The 21446-nt window shown below is 74.6% G+C and carries 18 protein-coding genes; 12 read left to right on the top strand and 6 right to left on the bottom strand.

The features are described from left to right. Positions 1–351 precede the first annotated feature (351 nt). Positions 352–648 (top strand): DUF4193 domain-containing protein, encoded by a 297-nt coding sequence (locus tag O7606_RS10675; RefSeq protein ID WP_281598899.1) that lies wholly within the window; start codon positions 352–354, stop codon positions 646–648. A 121-nt stretch (positions 649–769) separates the two neighbouring features. Further along, positions 770–1621 (top strand): hypothetical protein, encoded by an 852-nt coding sequence (locus tag O7606_RS10670; protein WP_281598898.1) that lies wholly within the window; start codon positions 770–772, stop codon positions 1619–1621. Here O7606_RS10670 and O7606_RS10665 read toward each other — a convergent pair. Beyond that, positions 1591–2124, bottom strand: a complete 534-nt coding sequence (locus tag O7606_RS10665; RefSeq protein WP_281599603.1) for a DUF3093 domain-containing protein — start codon at positions 2122–2124, stop codon at positions 1591–1593. The genes O7606_RS10670 and O7606_RS10665 overlap by 31 nt on opposite strands. 95 nt (positions 2125–2219) lie before the next feature. Here O7606_RS10665 and dut point away from each other — a divergent pair, with 95 nt between their 5' ends. From dut to O7606_RS10645, 4 genes are all read left to right on the top strand, one after another. Then, positions 2220–2720, top strand: a complete 501-nt coding sequence (gene dut, locus O7606_RS10660; protein ID WP_281598897.1) for a dUTP diphosphatase — start codon at positions 2220–2222, stop codon at positions 2718–2720. Positions 2721–2745: 25 nt separating this feature from the next. Continuing rightward, complete coding sequence (locus O7606_RS10655) at positions 2746–3408, top strand: DUF3710 domain-containing protein (RefSeq protein ID WP_281598896.1); 663 nt, start codon at positions 2746–2748, stop codon at positions 3406–3408. A 188-nt stretch (positions 3409–3596) separates the two neighbouring features. Beyond that, entirely contained in the window at positions 3597–3977 is a 381-nt protein-coding gene (locus O7606_RS10650; protein ID WP_281598895.1) for an OB-fold nucleic acid binding domain-containing protein, read from the top strand. Between the two features lie 26 nt (positions 3978–4003). Then, positions 4004–4708 carry a DUF3159 domain-containing protein gene (locus O7606_RS10645; protein WP_281598894.1) on the top strand — a complete coding sequence of 235 codons (705 nt, stop codon included), beginning with the start codon at positions 4004–4006 and terminating at the stop codon, positions 4706–4708. A 22-nt stretch (positions 4709–4730) separates the two neighbouring features. On the opposite strand, the gene O7606_RS10640 is transcribed toward O7606_RS10645, so the two are convergent. Beyond that, positions 4731–5420 carry a TrkA family potassium uptake protein gene (locus tag O7606_RS10640; protein WP_281598893.1) on the bottom strand — a complete coding sequence of 230 codons (690 nt, stop codon included), beginning with the start codon at positions 5418–5420 and terminating at the stop codon, positions 4731–4733. A gap of 2 nt (positions 5421–5422) precedes the next feature. Continuing rightward, positions 5423–6088 carry a TrkA family potassium uptake protein gene (locus O7606_RS10635; protein WP_281598892.1) on the bottom strand — a complete coding sequence of 222 codons (666 nt, stop codon included), beginning with the start codon at positions 6086–6088 and terminating at the stop codon, positions 5423–5425. A 164-nt stretch (positions 6089–6252) separates the two neighbouring features. Here O7606_RS10635 and O7606_RS10630 point away from each other — a divergent pair, with 164 nt between their 5' ends. The 4 genes from O7606_RS10630 to dxs all read left to right on the top strand — a co-directional run bounded on the left by O7606_RS10630 (position 6253) and on the right by dxs (position 13464). Continuing rightward, complete coding sequence (locus O7606_RS10630; RefSeq protein WP_281598891.1) at positions 6253–8334, top strand: APC family permease; 2082 nt, start codon at positions 6253–6255, stop codon at positions 8332–8334. Between the two features lie 43 nt (positions 8335–8377). Next, entirely contained in the window at positions 8378–9607 is a 1230-nt protein-coding gene (locus tag O7606_RS10625; protein WP_281598890.1) for a TRAM domain-containing protein, read from the top strand. A 2-nt stretch (positions 9608–9609) separates the two neighbouring features. Next, complete coding sequence (locus O7606_RS10620) at positions 9610–10977, top strand: anhydro-N-acetylmuramic acid kinase (RefSeq protein ID WP_281598889.1); 1368 nt, start codon at positions 9610–9612, stop codon at positions 10975–10977. 537 nt (positions 10978–11514) lie between these two features. Next, positions 11515–13464, top strand: a complete 1950-nt coding sequence (gene dxs, locus O7606_RS10615; RefSeq protein WP_281598888.1) for a 1-deoxy-D-xylulose-5-phosphate synthase — start codon at positions 11515–11517, stop codon at positions 13462–13464. A 78-nt stretch (positions 13465–13542) separates the two neighbouring features. Here dxs and O7606_RS10610 read toward each other — a convergent pair whose 3' ends face one another. After that, positions 13543–14718, bottom strand: coding sequence for a hypothetical protein (locus O7606_RS10610; RefSeq protein WP_281599602.1), 1176 nt, complete (start codon positions 14716–14718; stop codon positions 13543–13545). A 239-nt stretch (positions 14719–14957) separates the two neighbouring features. Here O7606_RS10610 and O7606_RS10605 point away from each other — a divergent pair, with 239 nt between their 5' ends. Beyond that, positions 14958–16919 carry a hypothetical protein gene (locus O7606_RS10605; RefSeq protein ID WP_281598887.1) on the top strand — a complete coding sequence of 654 codons (1962 nt, stop codon included), beginning with the start codon at positions 14958–14960 and terminating at the stop codon, positions 16917–16919. Positions 16920–16947: 28 nt separating this feature from the next. On the opposite strand, the gene O7606_RS10600 is transcribed toward O7606_RS10605, so the two are convergent. After that, positions 16948–18744: a hypothetical protein gene (locus O7606_RS10600; RefSeq protein ID WP_281599601.1), complete on the bottom strand. Its 1797-nt coding sequence runs from the start codon at positions 18742–18744 to the stop codon at positions 16948–16950. 126 nt (positions 18745–18870) lie between these two features. Between O7606_RS10600 and O7606_RS10595 the strand changes: the two genes are divergently transcribed. Next, on the top strand, positions 18871–20181 hold the full coding sequence (locus O7606_RS10595) for a PQQ-binding-like beta-propeller repeat protein (protein ID WP_281598886.1): 1311 nt from the start codon (positions 18871–18873) through the stop codon (positions 20179–20181). A gap of 73 nt (positions 20182–20254) precedes the next feature. Here the strand turns inward: O7606_RS10595 and O7606_RS10590 are convergent, their stop codons facing one another. Further along, positions 20255–21445, bottom strand: a complete 1191-nt coding sequence (locus O7606_RS10590) for a C39 family peptidase (RefSeq protein ID WP_281598885.1) — start codon at positions 21443–21445, stop codon at positions 20255–20257. Position 21446 lies beyond the last annotated feature (1 nt).

The raw sequence follows: 21446 nt of genomic DNA, 5'->3' as shown, positions 1-21446 counted from the left end.
GGTACGCCGCTGAGGTTATCGGTTGTCCGGCGGACGCGTGGAAACAGCCGGACATGCCGGCGCGCCGACCGGCCAACCGGTAGTAGTACCCCTATCTTCGTGTCGCCTGAGTCACATTGGGAACAACTTTGCCGACGGGGGCGTACATCCAAGCCACGGGAGCGGTATACATGCCTCGCCCAGAGGGGGGTAAGGTTCCGCGCTCGCTGGGGGAGTTCCTCTGGCAAGCCCCGATCCGACTGGCCGTCGGGTCGGGTGACCGACACCATGGTGGCCGGCCGGCGGAACCGAAACAGTGTCGTCCGGCGTTACAACCGGCAGCGACCATATCGATATGGGAGAGTGAAACCGATGGCCACCGACTACGACGCCCCGCGTCGCGACGAGGTCGACCTCGGCGAGGACAGCCTGGAAGAGCTCAAGGCCCGGCGGGTCGACTCACAGTCGGGCGCCGTGGACGTCGACGAGGCCGAGGTGGCCGAGAGCTTCGAGCTGCCCGGCGCCGACCTGGCCGACGAGGAACTGACAGTCAAGGTGCTGCCGATGCAGCAGGACGAGTTCCGCTGTGCGCGCTGCTTCCTGGTGCACCACCGCAGTCAACTCGCCACCGAACGCAACGGGGATCTGATCTGCCGCGAGTGCGTCTGACCGTGGCGGGCCGACGGCCCGCCGCGGTGGGCGGCCACGCCGCCCGGTGGTGGCCGGCTGCTTGACTCGGTGTCGGTGCGGGTAGTTACCGCCCCGGCGGAACGACGCGGGAGGCCACAACATGAGCGGGCGCGAGACGAACCCGGACCCGAGCCCGGAGCCGGGCCCCGACGCGGAGTCGGCCCGGTCGGCCGGGGACGGTCGACCGGGTGACCCGTCCGCCGGCGCCGAGCTGGGCGCGACCGTCGCCGCGCTCACCGCCGACGACCTGCCGGCGGGGCAGCGCCGGCAGTTGCTGACCCGGATGGTGGGGCAGGCGCGGGCCCGGGGGCTGGCCGACCTGTTCAAACCGAGGGCGGCGCTGCGGTGGATGACCGAGACGGTCGCCGAGATCGCGCCGCACGTGCCGATCCGGGATCTCGCCACCCTGCGGCAGCACTTCGACGGGCTGGACGGCGACGCGCTCGCCGAACGGCTCGTCCGCAACGCGTCCCGGGCGACGGCCGGCGTGGGGGCGGCCGGTGGCGGGGTCGCCGCCGTGGAGTGGGCCGTGGCGCCGACGCTGCTGTCCGCCCCGGTGCTGCTGGCCGCCGAGACGGTCGCGGTGGTGGCGGTCGAGCTGAAACTGATCGGCGAGCTGCACGAGGTCTACGGCGTGCCGCTGCCCGCCGGCGGCACCCAGCGGACGGTGGCGCTGGTGCAGTCCTGGGCCAGCCAACGGGGGATCAACCCGATGGCCCCGGGCGTCGGCGTCGCGGCGGTGCTCGGCACGGCCGCCCGCAAGGAGCTGCGGGACACCCTGCTCAAACGGTTCGGCCGCAACCTGACCACCCTCGGTCCGTTCCTCACCGGCGCGGCGGTGGCCAGCTACCTCAACCGCCGGGCCACCCGGACCCTGGGCGACCAGCTCCGCGCCGACCTGCGCAAGCACCGGGCCGTCGGTCAGGCCGGGCCGCCGGCCTCCCTGCGCTGAGCTCCGGCGGGCTCCGGGGCGGCCGTGGTGGCGTCCCGGGCGGCCAGGACGGCCGCCGCGAGGCGCACCGGGTGGCGGGTGCTGACCACCCAGAAGGGCGTCGGATCGGCCGGATCGTCCAGCAGCACCTGCACCGCGCCGCCGATCCAGGGGCGCTGCACCACGAACGCCAGCGGGTCGGCCCCGACACCCAGCACCTCACGCCGACCGTCGGCGTCCAACGGCACCACGTCCGCGACGAACCGCGTCGGCAGCCGGGCGTCGTCGACCCGCAGCTCCCCGTCGACGACCGCGATCCGGATCCGGCCCAGCCACCACAGGCCGGCGGCGGTCGCCGGCAGCAGGACCACGAACGGCAGCCAGGCCCGGAGGCCGTCGGCGCCCATCCAGACCTCGGCGGCGAGCAGCGCGCCGACCGCGAGCCCGCCCAGCCAGAGCCACCACGGCAGGGTGAGCCGCTCGGCGTGACCGCTGGTCGCCGTCGGTGCGGAGGAACGTCGCAGGCGCACACTCCGAGGGTACGGCGCGGCGCGTGCCCGGCACCCGGCAGGATGGCAGGGTCAGGCGGAACGACGCGACCGTGAGGAAGAGGGAGACCGTGACCGACCCTGTGCCCGTGCCCGTCCGGCAGCTCGACCCGGGACTGCCGCTGCCGACGTACGCCCATCCGGGTGATGCCGGCGCCGACCTGCTGGCGGCGGTGGACGTCGAGTTGCCGCCGGGTGGGCGGGCCCTGGTGCCCACCGGTATCGCCGTGGCGCTGCCCGAGGGCTACGTGGGCCTGGTGCACCCCCGGTCCGGTCTCGCCGCCCGACTCGGCGTGACGGTGCTCAACGCGCCCGGTACGGTCGACGCCGGCTACCGGGGTGAGATCATGGTCAACCTGATCAATCATGATCGGGTGGCGCCGGCACGGATCTCCCGTGGCGACCGGATCGCGCAGCTCGTCTTGCAGCGGGTGGCGCGGGCCGATTTCCAGCCGGTGGCCGGGTTGCCCGAGTCACGGCGCGGCGCCGGCGGGCACGGCTCGACCGGTGGACACGTCGGCCTGGCGCTGTCCCCGGCGGGCGGCGGCCAGACGGAAGAGGTGGCAGGGTGAGCGCGAACAGCGGAGGGTGGGCGCAGTGATCTTCTCCCGTAGACGGGCCGATGCCGGGCGGCGGGGCCGCGACGAGCAGGCGACCGAGCCCAGTGCCGGGCAGGACGCCACCGGGTCGACCCCGGCCCGTGGCCCGTACGACGTCAGCGAGGCGCCGGCCGGCGTCCAGCGGCTCGACCTGGGCAGCCTGCACATTCCGGCGGTCCCGGACGTGGAGGTGCGGGTGCAGGCCGACCCGCAGGGGGTGGTGCAGCAGGTCGTGCTGGTGCACGGGGGCAACGCCCTCCAGCTCGGCGTGTTCGCCGCGCCCCGCAGCGAGGGCATCTGGGACGAGGTGCGCGACGAGATCCGGCAGTCACTGGTCGCCGACGGCGCGACGGCCCAGGAGACCCCCGGCGAGTACGGCACCGAGCTGCGGGCCCGGGTCCGGACCCAGGACGGCGTCACCGACCTGCGCTTCCTGGGCGTCGACGGCCCGCGCTGGATGGTCCGGGGCGTCTTCCAGGGCGCTGCCGCGGTCGATCCGGCGGCGGCCGGGCCGCTCGACGAGTGCCTCGGCGGGCTGGTGGTCGACCGTGGTCAGGAGGCCAAGCCGGTGCGTGAGCCGCTGCCGTTGCGGCTGCCCCGGGAGATGACCGACCAGCAGTCGGGGGCCGCGGCGGCCGACGACGGCCCGCGCCGGGCCTGACGCGCCGGCCGGCCCCGGGCCGTTCCTGACCCGGCTGGCCGCCGGCGCCGCCCGCGCCGGCGGTGACCGGCCCGCCGGAGCGCCCGTCCGGGTCGGCGTACGCTGACGGTACGGGCTCCGGCGGCGCCGGGGCTCCCCGAGCCCGGCACCCGTTGCCGGCCAGGCGTGGAGAGGGTGGCACGGAGGTCATGGTGACCGACGAACGCCGGGTGTCGTGGCGACGTCTCCTGCACCGGCTCACCGCCAGCGAGGCCGAGATCGAGGCTCAGGAGCTGCGCCGGGAGAGCGCCCAGTGCGGCGGTACGCCGGCCCGGCAGTGCCAGCGGGGTCAGCTCGTCTCGGTGTCCGGTCGGTTGCGTACGGTGGTCTACACGCCCCGGACGAACCTGCCTACCCTGGAGGCCGACCTCTACGACGGCAGCGACGTGGTGACGTTGGTCTGGCTCGGTCGCCGGCACATCGCCGGCATCGAGCCCGGCCGGCATCTCACCGCGCGGGGCCGGGTGGCGGTGCGTGACGACCGTAAAGTCATCTACAACCCGTACTACGAGCTCGAACCGCCACGGTGACGGGCCCCCGAGCGGAAGACGTGCCGATGACCACTGGACAGGACCGGTCCGCCCCGCCGCAGACCGACCCGGCCGACGACGAGCGGCTGCCGAGTCTCGCCGAGCAGATGGCCGACCAGCTCGGCGGCTGGCGTGGGCTGGTCGAGTCCAGCGTGCCGGTGGTCGTCTTCGTGGTCGCCAACATCGTCACCGACCTGCGGCCGGCGATCGTCGCCTCGATCGGGGTCGCGGTGCTCATCGCGGTGCTGCGGCTGACCCAGCGCCGCCCGGTGCGGCACGCGCTCAACGGTCTGTTCGGCATCGCCATCGGCGCGGCGATCGCCTGGCGCACCGGCGACGAGAAGACGTTCTACCTGCCCGGCATCCTCTACGGCATCGCGTACGGGCTGGTGCTGCTCGGCTCGGCGGTGATCCGGCAGCCGCTGGTCGGCTGGATCTGGTCGGTGCTGGCCAACGGGGGGAAGTCGCAGTGGCGGCAGGATCCCCGGCTGGTGCGCACCTTCAGTTGGCTGACCGTGCTGTGGGGCGTGGTCTGGCTGGCGAAGGTGGGCGTGCAGGCCGCCCTCTACCTGGCCGACATGGACACCGCGTTGGGCATCGCCCGGCTGGTGCTCGGCTACCCGCCGTACGCGCTGCTGTTGTTGATCACCGTGTGGGTGGTCCGCCGGGTGACCCGGGAGCAGCCCGCCGCCGACCCGGCGCCCGCCGTCGAGCCCGCCCCCGGCGGTTGAGCCCGCCGCCCGGGCCGGCCGGTCAGTGGCCGCCCCGGGTGCGTTCCACGCTGTCCTGGCCGAGCACCACCGCCCGGACGGCGTCCTCGACCTCGCTGGTGCAGACGAAGATCAGCTCGTCGCCGACCTCGATCGGGTCGTCCGCGCTGGGCACCAGGACCCGCTTGCCCCGGACGATCGCCACCAGCGCGCTGTCGCGGGGCAGCGGAACGTCCCGCAACGGCTGACCGACGTACGGGGCGGTCGGCGGCAGGGTGATCTCCACCAGGTTCGCCTCGCCCTGCCGGAACGTCATCAGCCGGACCAGGTCGCCGACGGTGACCGCCTCCTCGACCAGGGCGGCCATCACCCGCGGCTTGCTGACGGCGACGTCGACCCCCCACTGCTCGGTGAACAGCCACTCGTTCTCGGCCCGGTTGATCCGGGCGACCACCCGGGGCACCGCGAACTCGGTCTTGGCGAGCAGCGAGACCACCAGGTTGACCTTGTCGTCGCCGGTGGCCGCCACGACCACGTCGCAGCCGGCCAGGTCCGCCTCCTCCAGGCTGCTCAGCTCGCAGGCGTCGGCCAGCACCCAGTCCGCGCCCGGCACCCGGTCGGGGCGCAGCATCCTCGGTTGACGCTCGATGAGCATCACCTGATGGCCGTTGTCGATCAGCTCCTGGGCGATCGAGCGACCCACGTTGCCGGCCCCGGCGATGGCGATCCGCATGCTCAGTGCCCTCCTTCCGGCCCGTGCGAGGCCACCGTGGTGACCGTCGCCGCCATGTCGTCGGTGACCAGCATGAAGAGCTGGTCGCCCTCCTGCACCACGGTGGAGGCCGTGGGGAGCGTGCCGATGCCGAACCGGATCAGGTACGCCGTCCGCGCGCCGGTGGCCTCCTCCAGCGTCCGCAGCGACTGGCCGATCCAGTCCTTGTGGGTCGGCACCTCGATGATCGACACGGTGCTGGTCGGGTCGCGGAAGATCTCCACGTTGCCCTCCGGGACCAGGTGGCGCAGCATCCGGTCGGCGGTCCACCGCACGGTGGCCACGGTGGGGATGCCGAGGCGCTCGTAGACCTGGGCCCGGCGCTGGTCGTAGATCCGGGCGGCCACCCGGGACACGCCGAACGTCTCCCGGGCCAGCCGGGCCGAGATGATGTTGGAGTTGTCGCCGCTGGAGACCGCCGCGAAGGCGTCCGCCCGCTCGATGCCGGCCTCCCGCAGCACGTCGCCGTCGAAGCCGGCGCCGGTGACGGTGAGCCCGGCGAAGTCCGGACTGAGCCGGCGGAAGGCGTCGGCGTCGTGGTCGATCACCGCCACCGAGTGCCCCCGGGCCTCCAGGTTCTGCGCCAGGGTCGAGCCGACCCGGCCACACCCCATGATCACCACATGCACGGCGTCCCTCCCGACGGTGCGCGCCACCCGCCCTGCCGGGCGGTCGGCTGTGAGCCTGCCACGTCCACCCGGCGCAGACGCGCAACGACGGTACTCCGGACGTTTCGTCGGCGGTGGCCGGCCACCCCGGTGGTCCACCGGCGCTGGTCGTACGCTTAGCGCTCGTGGCCAGTCCCACCTCGCTGCTGAAGCGGCTGCTGCTCGGTCGACCGTTCCGGTCGGACCGGCTCAAGCACACCCTCCTACCGAAGCGCATCGCGCTGCCGGTGTTCGCCTCCGACGCGCTCTCCAGCGTCGCGTACGCGCCCGACGAGATCCTGCTGACCCTCTCCATCGCCGGCGCGTCGGCGTACCTCTTCTCGCCGTGGATCGCGCTCGCCGTGGTCGTGGTGATGCTCACCGTGGTGGCCAGCTACCGGCAGAACGTCCACGCCTACCCCTCCGGCGGCGGCGACTACGAGGTGGCGACGGTCAACCTCGGTCCCCGGTTCGGCATCGGGGTGGCCAGCGCGCTGCTGGTGGACTACGTGCTGACCGTCGCGGTGTCGGTCTCCTCCGGGGTGGCCAACCTGGGCTCGGTCATCCCGTTCGTGGCCGAGCACAAGGTGCTGGTCGCGGTCTCCGCGGTGGTCGTGCTCACCGCGATCAACCTGCGCGGGCTGCGCGAGTCGGGCACCGCCTTCGCCATCCCCACGTACGGCTTCATCATCGTGATCGTCGGGATGATCCTCACCGGCCTGGTCCGGGTCTTCGTGCTCGGTCACGACCTGCGCGCGCCCAGCGCCGACCTGGCGATCGCCGCCGAGTGGAGCGACACCACCGGCTGGGCCATGGCGTTCCTGCTGCTGCGCAGCTTCTCCTCCGGCTGCGCGGCGCTCACCGGGGTGGAGGCGATCTCCAACGGGGTGCCCGCGTTCCGGCAGCCGAAGAGCCGCAACGCCGCGACCACCCTGCTGCTGCTCGGCACGGTCGCGGTCACCATGCTCGTCGGCATCATCTGGCTGGCCCGGTTGACCGGCCTCCAGTTCGTCGAGGACCCGGCGTTGCAGATCGTCTCCGGCCCCGAGGGGTACGTCCAGAAGACCGTCACCGCCCAGCTCGGCGAGACCATCTTCGGCTCCGGCTCGGTGCTGCTGTTCGTGGTGGTCGGGGCGACCGCGCTGATCCTCTTCCTGGCCGCGAACACCGCCTTCAACGGCTTCCCGGTGCTCGGCTCGATCCTGGCGCAGGACCGTTACCTGCCCCGGCAACTGCACACCAGGGGCGACCGGCTGGCGTTCTCCAACGGCATCCTCTTCCTGGCCGCCTTCGCGATCGTGCTGATCGTCGGCTTCCAGGCCGAGGTGACCAAGCTCATCCAGCTCTACATCGTCGGGGTGTTCGTCTCGTTCACCCTCTCCCAGGGCGGCATGATCCGGCACTGGAACCGGTTGCTGCGCACCGAGCGGGACGCCCGGGCGCGCCGACGGATGGTCCGCTCCCGGGGGATCAACGGCTTCGGCATGGCGTTGACCGGCACCGTGCTGGTCATCGTGCTGATCACCAAGTTCCTGCTGGGCGCGTGGATCGCCATCGTCGCGATGGCGGTGATCTACGGGCTGATGGTGGCGATCCGGCGGCACTACGACCGGGTCGCCGTGGAGCTGGCCCCGGACGACGGCCGGCCGGTGCTGCCCGCCCGCAACCATGCCGTCGTGCTGGTCAGCAAGCTGCACCAGCCGACCCTGCGGGCGGTCGCGTACGCCCAGGCGACCCGGCCGGACTCGCTGACCGCGGTGACGGTGAACGTGGACGACAAGGACACCCGCCAGCTCCAGGCCGAGTGGGAACGGCGGGCCGTACCGGTGCCGCTCACCGTGATCGACTCGCCGTACCGGGAGATCACCCGGCCGATCCTGAACTTCGTCGCGTCCATCCGCCGGGCCTCGCCCCGCGACGTGGTCACCGTCTTCGTCCCGGAGTACGTGGTCGGCCGCTGGTGGGAGAACCTGCTGCACAACCAGAGCGCGCTGCGGCTGAAGACCCGGCTGCTGTTCGAGCCCGGGGTGATGGTGACCAGCGTGCCCTGGCAGCTCGCCTCGTCCCGGGGCAAGGACCTCGACCGGTACGACGAGACGCTCAGCCGGGGCCCGGTGCGCGGCCCCCGGGTGGCCCCGCGCAGCGCCCTGCCGCCCACCGTGCCGTCCGCGACGGTGGCGACCCCCGGTGAGGGCGGCACGTCCGGCCGGGAGGCGCGCGGTGAGTGACGTCGACGTCGGCGCCGGCACGACCGCAACGGAGGGAGCACGGGTGGGACTTGGCGAGCTGGAACGGGTCGAGCTGACCGTCGGGGCGGTGGCTCCCGGCGGGCACTGCGTGGCCCGCGTGGACGGGCAGGTGGTGTTCGTCCGGCACGCGCTGCCCGGTGAGCGGGTGGTGGCCGAGGTCACCGAGGCGCGCCGCGGGTTCGTCCGCGCCGACGCGGTGACCGTCGTCGAGGCCGCGCCGCAGCGGGTGGAGCCGCCCTGCCCGTACGCGAAACCGGGCGGCTGCGGCGGCTGCGACCTCCAGCACGTCGCGCCGGAGGCGCAACTCGACTGGAAGACGTCGGTGGTCCGCGAGCAGCTCACCCGGCTCGGTGGCCTGACCGACGCGGAGCTGGCGGCGCTCGACGTCCGGGTGGCGGCGCTGCCCGGCGGCCCGTTGGGCTGGCGTTCCCGGGTGCGGTACGCGGTGGACGCCGCCGGCCGGGCCGGACTGCTCAAGCACCGCTCGCACGAGGTCGTCCCGGTGGCCCGCTGCCTGATCGCCCACCCGGCGATCCGGGAGCTGCCGGTGCTGTCGACCGACGGCGTCCGGTGGCCGGCGGCCGACACGGTCGAGACGGTCGCCTCCACCGGCGGGGACGTCACCGTCACCGCGTACGCCGACGGGGCCGCCACCCCGGTCAGCGGCCCGCGCGCCGTCCGCGAGACGGCCGCCGGCCGGCGGTGGGAGCTGCCCGCCGGCGCTTTCTGGCAGGTGCACCCGGCCGCCGCGGACACCCTGGTCACGGCCGTGCTCGACCTGCTGGACCCCCGGCCCGGGGAGTCCGCCTGGGACCTGTACGGCGGGGCCGGGCTGTTCGCCGCCGCGCTCGCCGACCGGGTCGGACCCACCGGCCGGGTCACCCTGGTCGAGGCGGCCGAGGAGGGGGTCCGCGCGGCCCGGGCGAACCTGGCCGACCTGCCCCGGGTGGAGGTGGTGCCGGCCCGGGTGGAGACCGCGCTGGCCCGTCGCCGGATCACCGGCCCGGTCGACGTGGTGGTGCTCGACCCGCCCCGCTCCGGCGCGGGGGTCCGGGTGGTACGGGACCTGGTCGCCGCCCGGCCGCGCGCGATCTGCTACGTGGCCTGTGACCCGGCCGCGTTCGCCCGGGACGTGCGCGCCTTCACCGGGGCTGGCTGGCGGCTGGCCGCGCTGCGCGGCTTCGACCTGTTCCCGATGACCCGGCACGTGGAGCTGGTCGGGCTGCTGACGCCGCCGGACGGGGAGCGCTGAACGTGCTGCGGATAGTGGGCCTGATGTCCGGCACGTCGTACGACGGGGTGGACGTGGCCGCCGCCGGGTTCGACCTGACGGGGGAGACGCTGCGGCTGCGCCCGCTCGGTCACCGTGAGCTGCCGTACCCGGACGACCTGCGGGCCGACATCGCCGCGCTGCTGCCGCCGGCGGCCACCACCGTGGAGGCGGTCTGCCGGCTGGACAACCGGTTGGGGGAGGTGTTCGCCGAAGCGGCGGCGGTCGGCGTCGAGCTGGCCGGCGGTCACGCCGACCTGGTCGTCTCACCCGGGCAGACGGTCTTCCACTGGGTCACCGACGGTCGGGCCCGGGGCACCCTGCAACTGGGCGCCCCCGCCCGGGTGGCCGCCCGGGTCGGCGTACCGGTGCTCAGCGACCTGCGCGGCGCGGACATCGCCGCCGGGGGACAGGGCGCCCCACTGGTGCCGGCCTTCGACGCGCTCCTGCTCGCCCCCTCCGACGGCGCCGTTCCGGACGGGGCCCCCTCCGACGGCGCCGTTCCGGACGGGACAGTCTCGGGCGGCGCGGTGCCGGCCGGGGCCGGGCCCCGGGCGGCGCTGAACCTCGGCGGAATCGCCAACCTCACCGTGGTCGCGCCCGGGCGGCCCCTGCTCGGGTACGACCTCGGCCCGGCCAACGCCCTGCTGGACGCGGCGGCCCGCCGGTTCCTCGACGCGCCCTGTGACGTCGGCGGGGCGCGGGCGGCGGCCGGACGGACCCACCCCGGGCTGCTGGAGCTGCTGCTGGCCGAGCCGTACTACGCCGCGCCGCCGCCCAAGTCGACAGGCAAGGAGCTCTTCCACCCCGGCTACCTGGACGACCGGCTGGTCGCCCTCGGTGAGCCGGTGCCCACCGACGACGTGTTCGCCACGTTGACCGAGCTGACCGCGCGGATCGTGGCCGCCGAGTGTGACAGGCACCGGGTGACCGAGGTGGTCGCGGCCGGTGGCGGCGTGCGCAACCCGACCCTGCTCGGCCGGCTGGCCGCCCTCGGTGGGAGCCGCTGGCGGCTGCGGGTCAGCGACGAGCTGGGCGTGCCGGCCCAGGCCAAGGAGGCGTACGCGTTCGCCCTGCTCGGGTGGCTCTCCTGGCACGGGCTGCCGGGGGCGGTCCCGTCGGTGACCGGCGCTCGACGGGCCGCCGTGCTCGGATCGTGGACCCCGGCCGGCCCGGCCCGTTCGGCTGGTCCGGCTCGTTCGGTTGGTCCGGCCCGTCCGGCTGGCCCGGCCAGGTCGTCGGGGCTGGCTGGACCGTCTGGCTCGGCCGGGTTGTCGGCGGCTGTTCCGGTGCCGCGTCGGCTGCGGGTGACCGCCGGGGCCGGGCGTGGGCCGGACGAGGCGCCGGGATGAACGGGGCATATCTTCGGGACCGCCTGGCCTGGTGACACCGACACGGACGCTGTCGAGCTGCCCCGTCCGTGCGCCCAGTGCCCGGGGCGGGGCGGGGTGGGCAAATCCAGATCGCCGAAATGGCGTCCATCCCGGACGGGGAACGCCCGTCATCGCCGAAACGGGTCGATCGTCCGGCGGTCCGGGGGACCGTGCCCCGGATACGGGGCAGCTCCAAAGGCGTCGCTCGGCGGTACCGTGGCCCGGCCGGCCGGGCTCCGTCGCCTGGCTGGCCGGGCTCCGTCGCCTGGCTGGCCGGGCCCCGTCGCCGGCTGCCCGGGCGGGGCTGCCGTCGCCTGGACTGCCCGGGGCGTCGTCGCCCGGCGGGGCAAGCCGCGCCAGGCATCGCAGGCGACGTGCCCGCGCAACGCGGCCGGCGCGACCCGACCCGGGGATCGCGGCGGGTGGGCGGCGGGCAGGTGGGGCGACGGGCGGGTGGGTAGCGGGCGGGTTCGGGCCAGGCTGCGGACTCCCCGACGGCCGATAGACTCTTCGCTCATGAGCGTTGAAGAGGACACGGCCAACCACGGCCGGCTACTGGCCACGGTGCGCGGTCCGCAGGACGTCAAGCGGATGACCGCCGAGGAGCTCGACATCCTCGCCGTCGAGATCCGGGACTTCCTGATCGCCAAGGTCTCCCGCACCGGCGGGCACGTCGGCCCCAACCTCGGCGTGGTGGAGCTGACCATCGCCATGCACCGGGTCTTCGACTCGCCCCGCGACCGGCTCCTGTTCGACACCGGCCACCAGGCGTACGTACACAAGATCCTCACCGGCCGGCAGGCCGGCTTCGACCGGCTGCGTCAGCGCGGCGGCCTCTCCGGCTATCCCAGCCAGGCCGAGAGCGAGCACGACCTGATCGAGAACTCGCACGCCTCCACCGCCCTCTCCTACGCCGACGGCCTGGCCAAGGCGTACGCCCTGCGCGGCGAGCAGCGCAGCGTGGTCGCCGTGGTCGGCGACGGCGCGCTCACCGGCGGCATGTGCTGGGAGGCGCTGAACAACATCGCCACCGCCGGCAACCCGCTCGTCATCGTGGTCAACGACAACGGCCGGTCGTACGCGCCGACCATCGGCGGCCTCGCCGACCATCTCTCGTCGCTGCGGCTCAACCCCGGCTACGAGAAGATCCTCGACACCGTCAAGGACGCGCTCGGCTCGACTCCGCTGGTCGGCCGGCCCATGTACGAGGTGCTGCACGCGGTCAAGAAGGGCATCAAGGACGCGGTCGCCCCGCAGGCGATGTTCGAGGACCTCGGCATCAAGTACGTCGGCCCGGTCGACGGGCACGACCGGGACGCCGTCGAGTCCGCGCTGCGGGCGGCGAAGAACTTCGGCGGCCCGGTGATCGTGCACGCGGTGACCCGCAAGGGCTACGGCTACCGCCCGGCCGAGGAGGACCAGGCCGACTGTTTCCACGGCCCCGGCGCGTTCGACATCGAGACCGGCAAGCTGGTCGCCGCCCCCTCGGTGAAGTGGACCCACGTCTTCGCCGAGGAGTTGGTCGCGATCGCCGACGAACGCCCCGACGTGGTGGGCATCACCGCCGCGATGGCCGAGCCCACCGGCATCGCCAAGCTGGCCCGCAAACACCCCGACCGGGTGTACGACGTGGGCATCGCCGAGCAGCACGCGGCCACCTCGGCCGCCGGCCTGGCCCTCGGCGGGCTGCACCCGGTGGTGGCGGTGTACGCGACCTTCCTGAACCGGGCCTTCGACCAGGTCCTGCTGGACGTGGCCATGCACAAGCTGCCGGTCACCTTCGTGCTGGACCGGGCCGGCGTCACCGGGCCGGACGGGCCGAGCCACTACGGGCTGTGGGACATGTCGGTCTTCGGGGTGGTGCCGGGCCTGCGGATCGCCGCGCCCCGGGACGCCGCCACGCTGCGTGAGGAACTGCGCGAGGCGGTCGCCGTCGACGACGGCCCGAACATCGTCCGCTTCCCGACCGGCACGGTCGCCGCCGACCTGCCCGCCGTCCGCCGGGTGGGCGCCGTGGACGTGCTGGCCGAGTCGGCGCGTACCGACGTGCTGCTGGTCGCGGTGGGCTCCTTCGGGCAGCTCGGCCTGGAGGTCGCCAGCCGGGTCGCCGAGCAGGGCTACGGCGTCACCGTGGTCGACCCGCGCTGGGTGCGGCCGGTGCCGGCGGAGCTCGTCGAGCTGGCCGCCGGGCACCGACTCGTGGTCACCGTCGAGGACGGCGTCCGCACCGGCGGGGTCGGCAGCGCGATCGCCCAGGCGCTGCGCGACGCGGACGTCCGGGTTCCGTTGCGTGACCTCGGGGTCCCGGCGGACTGGCACCCGCACGGCACCCGGGCGCAGATCCTCGCCGACCTGGGCCTGACCGCGCAGGACGTGGCCCGCGACGTCACCGGCTGGATCTCCGGCCTGGACTCCGAGACGAGCGAGCCGGTCCGGCTGTCGTCCGGTCGCGGCGCGGCGGACTGACGACCGGCTCCGACCGACTCCCGCCGGCAGGCGGGACGGCCGGGCCGGGGGCCGCCCACCGGGGTGACCGGTGGGCGGTCAGCGTCCGTCGACCGAGCGGTAGTAGGTGCGCTCCGCGCCGGCCAGGCTGAACGTCTGCTTCTCCGCCGGCTGCGGCACGACCACCAGCCCGGGCCGGTCCACCAGCCGTCGGGTGCCCGGCGGGGTGGACAGCGAGCTGTCCCGGCTGGCCCGCCAGCTCAGCACCACCAGCGGCTGGCCGGGCACCGGCAGCACGTACGCCTGTAGCGGGTTGGCCCGGTCGGCGCGGGACACCACCGCCGGCCCGTCCCCGGCGGGCCGGTGCACCAGGGAGGTCATCGTCCCGGCCTCGCTGTGCCAGCTCACCTGCTTCAGCTCGGCCGCCGGCCCGCCGCCGAGGGTGATCTCGCCGAGCACGCGGGCGGTGATCTCCTCGACCGGCCACGACCGGGGGACCGAGTCGGGGGTGTCCCGGTCCCGGACCCGGCGGGGGACGCTGGCGAACGGGCCGTCCTCGCCGGCCAACTGGCAGGTGTCCAGCCCGGCGAGGGCCCGCCGGCCGGCCCCGGACTCGTCCCGCACCAGCGGGTAGCGGGGCGCCTCGATGGCCGTACCCAGGTCGAGCAGGCGGTCCGCGGCCCGGCCGCGCGGCAGCGACGCGGTGGGCCGCAGCGTCGCGGTCACCCCGACGGCGGCGCACGCCGGCACGGCCACCGGCGCGGTCAGCCCCTCGGCGACGGCCAGCGGACGCCCGTCCGGGTCGGTGAGCCGCTGCACCCGGGTGGAGGTCAGGTAGCGCCGCTGCGCGCCGAGCTGCACCGGGAGCACGTCGGAGTAGACCAGGTAACCCGGGTCGGTGTGCTCCACGGCCCGGGTCACCTCGTACCGCCCGCCGCCTGCGGCGGCGAGTTGCAGCAGCCAGGAGGCGCTCTCGCCGGGCACGTCCGCGGCGACCAGGGCCAGCCCGGCCCCGTCGACCTCGCCGGACCAGAGGATCCCGGAGGTGGCCAGGTGGGCCCGGTCGTCGACCGGCGACCGCCAGGCCCGGACCGCCTCGGTGACCGCGGCGGTCGCGTCGGCGTCGTCGGCGAGTCCGCCGCGGGGCGGCCACACCGCGAGGGCGCCGTCGAAGCTGTCGTACCCGACCGGGAGCCGGGTCTGCGCGCGGTGCGCGGCCGGCACGCAGCCGGTCGCCGCCGTCAGGCCGAGGGCCAGCAGCGCCGTCGTGACCATCCTGCCGCGCCAGCGGACTGCAGCCACGTGAACGCCCTCCCGATCGATCTGCCCGGTACGGAAGCCACATGGTACGAGATGTCCGATGGCCGTCGGCCGGCGGCTCGGGACGCTGACCGTGGGCCGGGCGACGGCTGAGAGCCGGGTCAGGGCCGGTTCCCCGCCGTTTTCGGGGCTTTTCGGCGCTCCGGTAGACTCCGCCGACTGTGACGTCCGCCCAGCCCCGCGGGGTATCCACGTTGGAATCCACCACCGACCCGCGGCGCGCCGGGACAGCGCCGACCGGGCAGGTCACCGCCGGGGCGGACGTGGCGGACGTCGACCCGGACGCCGGCACGCCGACGCCGACAGTGGACGTGGCCCCTCCGGCGGGCGCCCCGGCCGTCGACGCGGCCACCCCGGGGGCCGACCCGGACGCCGGCGCGGCGGACAGCCGGGTCGAGGCGCGCGCGGGCGGTCGGGCCCGCTGGCCCACCTGGCGGCGGGACCTTGGCGTCTACGGCGCTTTCCTGCTCGCCGCGATCTGGGTGACCAGCGCGATCTGGGCCGACCCCTCCGGTCGGGTGGCGTCCCTCTACAGCAGCGACCCGGCGCAGGTGCAGTTCTTCCTCGCCCACTCCGTCCGGGTGGTGCTGCACGGGGAGTTCCCGTTCTACACCGACCAGTTCAACTACCCCGAGGGCGTCAACCTGATGGCCAACACGGCCATCCTCGCGCTCGGCATCCCGATGGTCCCGGTCACCCTGCTCTTCGGGCCGGCGGTGACCTTCGTGCTGCTGGTCACCCTGGCTCTCGCCGGCACCGCGTCGAGCTGGTACTTCGTGCTGTCCCGGCACGTCGTGCGGACCCCGCTCGCGGCCGTCGTCGGCGGCTGGTTCTGCGGCTTCTCGCCGGCGATGCTCTCGCACGCCAACTGGCATCCCAACATCATCTCGCAGTGGCTGCTGCCGCTGATCGTCTGGCGGGTGCTGGTCATCACCCGCTCGCGCCGCCCCGTCCGGGACGGGGCGATCCTGGCGTTGCTGGTCACCTGGCAGGCGTTCATCAACGAGGAGATCCTGCTCTTCACCGCGCTGGCCTGCGCGGTCTTCCTGGCGGCGGTGCTGGCGCAGCGACCCGGCCTCTGGTCGGCGGCCTGGCGGTCGACGGCCGTGGCGCTCGGCGTCTGCGCGGCGGTCGCCGGGGCGCTGCTGGCGTACCCCCTGTTCGTGCAGTTCGGCGGCCCGATGGCGTACCACGGGCTCAGCGACGCGGTGCGGGACTACGGCAACGACATCGCGGCGTTCGTCACCCCTGGCTCGCCGACCCTCGGCGGCAACGAGCGTGCCAACGCCAACCTGGCCCCGAACTACTCGGAGGAGAACGCGTTCTTCGGTTGGGGCCTGGCGTTGGCCGCCGTCGGCATCGTGGTCTGGCTGCGTCGGGAGCCGGTCGTCCGGGCGCTCGCGGTCACCGGCGGCGCCTATGCCGTGCTCTCCCTCGGCGAGCGGGTCTCCTGGTGGGACCGGGACCTGTTCACCGGCCCGTGGGAGTGGCTGGTGCGGCTGCCGCTGCTGGACGCGGTGGTGCCGACCCGGTTCGGGCTGATCACCACCGTGGTGATCGGGGTGCTGCTGGCGTTGGCGACCGACCGGGCCTGGACCACCCGACCGGTGGAGCCGCACACCCGCAAGCTGGTCGTCGTGGCCCTGGTCGTCGCGTTGCTGCCGATCGCGCCGATGCCGCTGAACGTGACCAGCCGTCCGCCGGTGCCCGAGTTCGTCACCTCCGACCAGTGGCGGCGGTACGTCGCCGAGGACCAGACCCTGGTGCCGGTGCCGATCCCGAGCATGGGCAACACGCACGGCATGCGCTGGGCCGCGTCGACCAACCTGGACTTCAAGATCCCCGGTGGCTACTTCCTCGCGCCGCGCAACGGCAACACCGGCGACCCGGGCCGCTTCGGTGGCCGACCCAGCGGGGTCGGCGAGATCCTCCAGGAGGTGGCCACCACCGGCCGTACGCCGAAGCTGACCGACCGGCAGCGTCGCCGCGCCCTCGACGAGCTGCGCCACTGGCGTGCGGCGATCATGGTGCTGCCGCTCGACCAGCGCAACGTCGAGCCGCTGCGGCAGACCGTCGAGCAGATCGTCGGCCCGGCCCGTCGCGAGCGGGACGTCTGGCTCTGGGACGTCCGCCCGCTCACCACCCGCTTCGACTGAGCCGAGCCGGCCGGCGGCCGGGCTGCTGCTACACCCGGTCGCGGACGTCCCAGAGCCAGACGTCGTCGACCCGCTGCGGCTCGCCGAGCAGGCCGGTCACCAGCTCCCGCAGGGCGGCCTCGCGGGGGTGCGCGCCGAGCACCACCACCGACGCCCGCCAGTAGCGCAGGTCCTCGACGGCCTGGCGGCGGTTCTCCTCGGTCAGCTCCGGCGGCGCGCCCTGGTCGATGGTGCGGTAGATCAGGGTGCTGGTCGGGCGGTTCGGCGCGCCGAAGATGCCCTCGTCGGCGGGGCCGGGGCCGATGAAGTAGCCACCGGGCACCGGGAACTCGTGCCGGGTCAGCGCGCTCCACCGCAGCGTGGACAGGCCGTGCACGTTGCTGGGAATCGGCACCGGCACGAGCGTCCGACCCGCCGGCACGTACGGCCGCCACGCGCCGGAGGTGACGAACTCCGGGGGCGGCTCGACCGCCTGGGCGGGCAGCGGGCGGGGGACGAGCGGGAGCACGGCCAACGTGATCACGGCCAACCCGACCGGGCGCAGCCAGCGCCGCCGGGTCAGGTCGAGGCGGTCGACGGCGTCCCAGGCCAACGCGAGCAGGACGCCTACCGCGCCGGTCACCACCAGCGTCAGCCGGGTCGGCATCATCATCTCCACCAGCGGCAGGTCGTCCGGGACGTAGTGCCAGGGGCCGTAGACCCCCGTCTCCACGCCGTCGAAGCGGATCCGGGGGCCGAGGGACGCGACGGTGAAGACCGCGACCAGCGCCGCCGCGATCCGGGCGGCCAGCGACCGCCGCCAGAGCAGGACGATCGCGGCCAGCGCGACCAGCACCAGCGGCCAGCCGAACCAGGTGTTCTGTTCGGTCAGTCCGATGGTCTTCTCCACCGCCGGGTCACCGGCCACGGTGTCCCGGGCGAAGGTCACGAACGCCTTCAGGTCCTCGCCCCAGGAGTGGAACACCCCGCCCTGCAGGCCCCGGTACGACTGCGGGCCGTTGAACTGGAACCAGATGGGGTAGGCGGTGAGCGTCAGGGCCAGCCCGCCGCCGAGGCCGAGGGCGGCCAGGAACGTGCCGGCCTGGGCGCGCGCCGCCCGCCGGCGGGCGACCGCGTAGCAGACCACGACGACCAGGCAGGCCAGCGCGGTGAGCAGCAGCATCTCCTCGTTGACGAAGATCTGGTACGCGACCAGCAGCCCCAGCGCCACCCCGTTGCGCCGCCACCGGCCCGGCTCGCCGAGCCGCAGCACCCGGGCCACGATCAGCGGCAGCAGGAAGTTCGACACGAAGTTCGGCTGCCCGTTGGCGTGGTGCACGATGCCCGGCGCGAACCCGAGGAACCCGCCGCCGACGAACGCCGCCGCCCGGGACCGGACCAGCCGCCGCGACAGCACCCAGTACGAGGTGGCGGCCGTCGCGGCCAGCGCCCCGCCCAGGTAGAGGGCGTAGACCACCTGCGGGCCGAGCAGCAGGGTCAGCGGGGCCAGCGGCAGGGTCACCCCGAGCAGCGAGGTGTTCGCCATCATGTTCACCCCGTCGGGGGCGTTCTGCCGGGCCGAGAAGAGCGGGTTCTCCAGGTGGCGCAGCGAGTACGCGCCGTGCGAGAAGAGCCACTCGAACCAACTGTGGTCGGTGGGCAGGTGCGAGGAGACCCGGTTCTCGACGTCGCCCCAGTAGTTGAGGCACACGACGACCCCGAGGAGCACGTACGCTCCGGTGGCCAGCGCGTCGACGCGGACGGACCGGCCGGTCGCCGGGCGGTCCTGCTCAGGCGGGTCCGCCGCGGCGGACGCGGGCGCGGACGTCAACGAGGGGTCTACCACCGGCACAGCCACGACGGGCCATCGTACGCGAGGGGTTGTCGCTTTTGCCGGGCCGGTGCGGTTCGCCGACGACGCGGGGAAGCCGGACGGCGGGGGAACCCGCCTCCCACGGCGGAAAGGGCGCGGATGACGCTTATCGATCTGGGTGACCTGCGCGACGAGCCCGGGCCGTACCCGGATCCGGGGCGTTCCCGGCGGCGTGGGCGGCCGTGGCAGGCCGCGTCGCTGGTGGTGGCGCTCGTGCTGGGCACGGCCGTGGCCTCGGTGCCGACCCCGCGCCGCAGCTCGGTCGGGGTGCCGGTGCCGCCCGGCTCCACCGCGTCGCGCTTCGGCGACCTGCTGGTCGCGGTCACCCCGGCGCGGTTCGGCACGGCCGACGTCCAGCAGGTGCTCGCCGTCGAGCTGCCCGCCGGGCGGGCCACCGCGCCGCGGACGCTCCGGCTGCGCTGGCGGATCGACGTGCCCGAGCTGACGAACCTGCGGCCGATGGGCCGTGTCGGGGAGTTCCTGCTGTTGTTCGGCATGGGTGGCGCGGGCGCCGGCCCGGCCGAGACGGTCGTCGTGGACACCGCGACCGGGCGGATCCACCGACGGCAGCCCGGCAGCATGACGCGGACCGAGGGCGGCGGGTTGCTGCTGCTGACCACGACGGACGACGAGACCGGGACGATCGAGGTGGTGGATCCGGTGAGCGGGGCGGCGCGCTGGCGGGCGCCGATGGACCCGCACCGGCTCGACTACCGGTCCGGTGACCATGGCATCGACCGGGTGCTGCGGAAACTGCCGGGGGGCCGGGCCGAGATCCGGGACGCGGACACCGGCACGGTGCTGGCGGACGAGGCGATCCTGCGGGAGGGGCCGGCCGCGTTGGGCGAGGAGACGCAGTTCGCCGACGACCTGCTGGTCGTGGTGCGTGCCGAACCGCCGGAGCTGACCGCGTACGACGTGGACACCCTCGACCGGCGGTGGACCTCCACCGTGCCCTCGGTGGACTACGTCCAGCCCTGCGGGGTGGTGCTCTGCGCGTGGGGCGACACCGGCGGCATGTGGGCGCTGGACCCGGCGTCCGGTCGGATCCGGTGGAGCGACCACCGGTGGATGACCGCGATGGCGGCCGGTGACCGGCTGCTGGTGACCGTGGGGACGCCGGGGCGGTCCGAGAGCCGGGTCCGGGTGCTGGACGCGACGACCGGCCGGGTCCGGGCCGACGTGGGCGAGTGGCAGGGGACGGAGAGCCGGGGGGCGCACCGGTCACCGCGCGTCTACCGGTCGCTCGGTGACCGTGGGGTGCTGGTCGTCGAGGTGGACGTGGAGGCCGGGCTGACGCGGACGTTGGACGTGCTGCCGGGCGGCCCCGAGGAGTGCGAGCTCGGCCCCTGGCCGCTGCTGTGCCGGCAGCGGGACGGCTCCTACCGGCTGTGGTGGCCCGCCGCCTGACCGGTGACGTCGACCCCGCCGTCGGCCCGCGCGGCTGACCCGCGCCCGACCCGCGTGCCGGGCGCGCGGGCGGTCACCAGTTGGCCTGGGCGGGCGGTGGGGGCAGCGGGACCGAGGGCGGACGGATGACGTACGCGATCCCCCCGCTGCCGTGTTGCCAGGCGGCCCCGAACCGGCGTCGGTCCACGGTCCGGCGTACCCCGGCGTCGTCCGGCGCGTACGGGTCGTTGAGCACCGGGTCGCCGTCGGCGGTGAAGCCGACCAGCACGACCAGGTGCCCGGAGGTGTCGTAGTCGAGGCCGGGCACCTCGCCGGCGCGGTACGCGGCGGAGAGCACCAGCGGGATGCCCGCCGCGACGAACAGTTCCGCCTCGGCCAGGCCACGCAGCCGGGTGACGAAGGCGTCCAGCCCGTGCCGGCCGGCGTACGCGGTGTTGAACGCCCAGTTCCCGGCGCCCTGGTAGGCGTGGTCGTAGCAGTGCCGGGCCGCGTGGTCGACCATCGGCCGGGGGTCGGCCGGGTTCACCCACGCGTACTCCTGCGGGGGCGGGCCGGCGCCCCAGAACTCCAGCACCATCGCGACGCAGGTGGGGCTGCACCAGGAGTCGCCGCCGCCACCCCAGCGGGGGTAGTGCCCGGCGTGCAGCCGCTGGGAGAACCGGGGCACCGCCAGCACCGTCCCCCGGGCCGCGGCTTCGGCCGTCGGGGCGGTGGTCGGGCGGGCCGGGGGGCGGTCGGCGGCGACCGCGCCGACGGTCCACAGCGCCGGACCGTCCGCGCTGCCCACCGGTCGGGCCAGGGTGACCCGGAGCTGCCAGCCGGTCAGCCGCGCGCCGGTGGCGGTCAGGGTGTCCGTGTCGACCTCCGCGTGCCGGTCCCGTTGCCCGGGCACCGAGGTGCGGCGCAGACCCTGGTCGCCGGCCGCCCACCGGGCCAGCACGTACCAGCCGGTGACCGGGGACCGGTCGGCCCAGCCGCACAGCTCCACCTGCACCCAGCAGCCGTCGGGAGTGTCGGCCGTCCAGGACGGGACCACCTGGCGCAGGTCGAACCCGCTCCACACCGGCGGCGAGATCCACCGGCCGACGTCGTAGCGGCCGTGTGCCCCGGTGTGCGGGTCGGTGTGCGCGAGCCGGGCCGGCACCGCGCCGATGACGAGGCCGCCGTCGGTGGCCCGGACCCCGAGCAGCGTGCCGTCGGCCACGTCGGCCGGGAACCGGAAGACCCGGTAGGCGATGTTGCGTCCGTACGCGCCTGCGCTCATG

The sequence above is a fragment of the Micromonospora sp. WMMD882 genome, assembly GCF_027497255.1.
In the GTDB taxonomy this organism is placed as follows: domain Bacteria; phylum Actinomycetota; class Actinomycetes; order Mycobacteriales; family Micromonosporaceae; genus Micromonospora.
The sequence above is the reverse complement of the archived record's forward strand: the minus strand, read 5'-3'. Positions and strand labels throughout refer to the sequence as shown.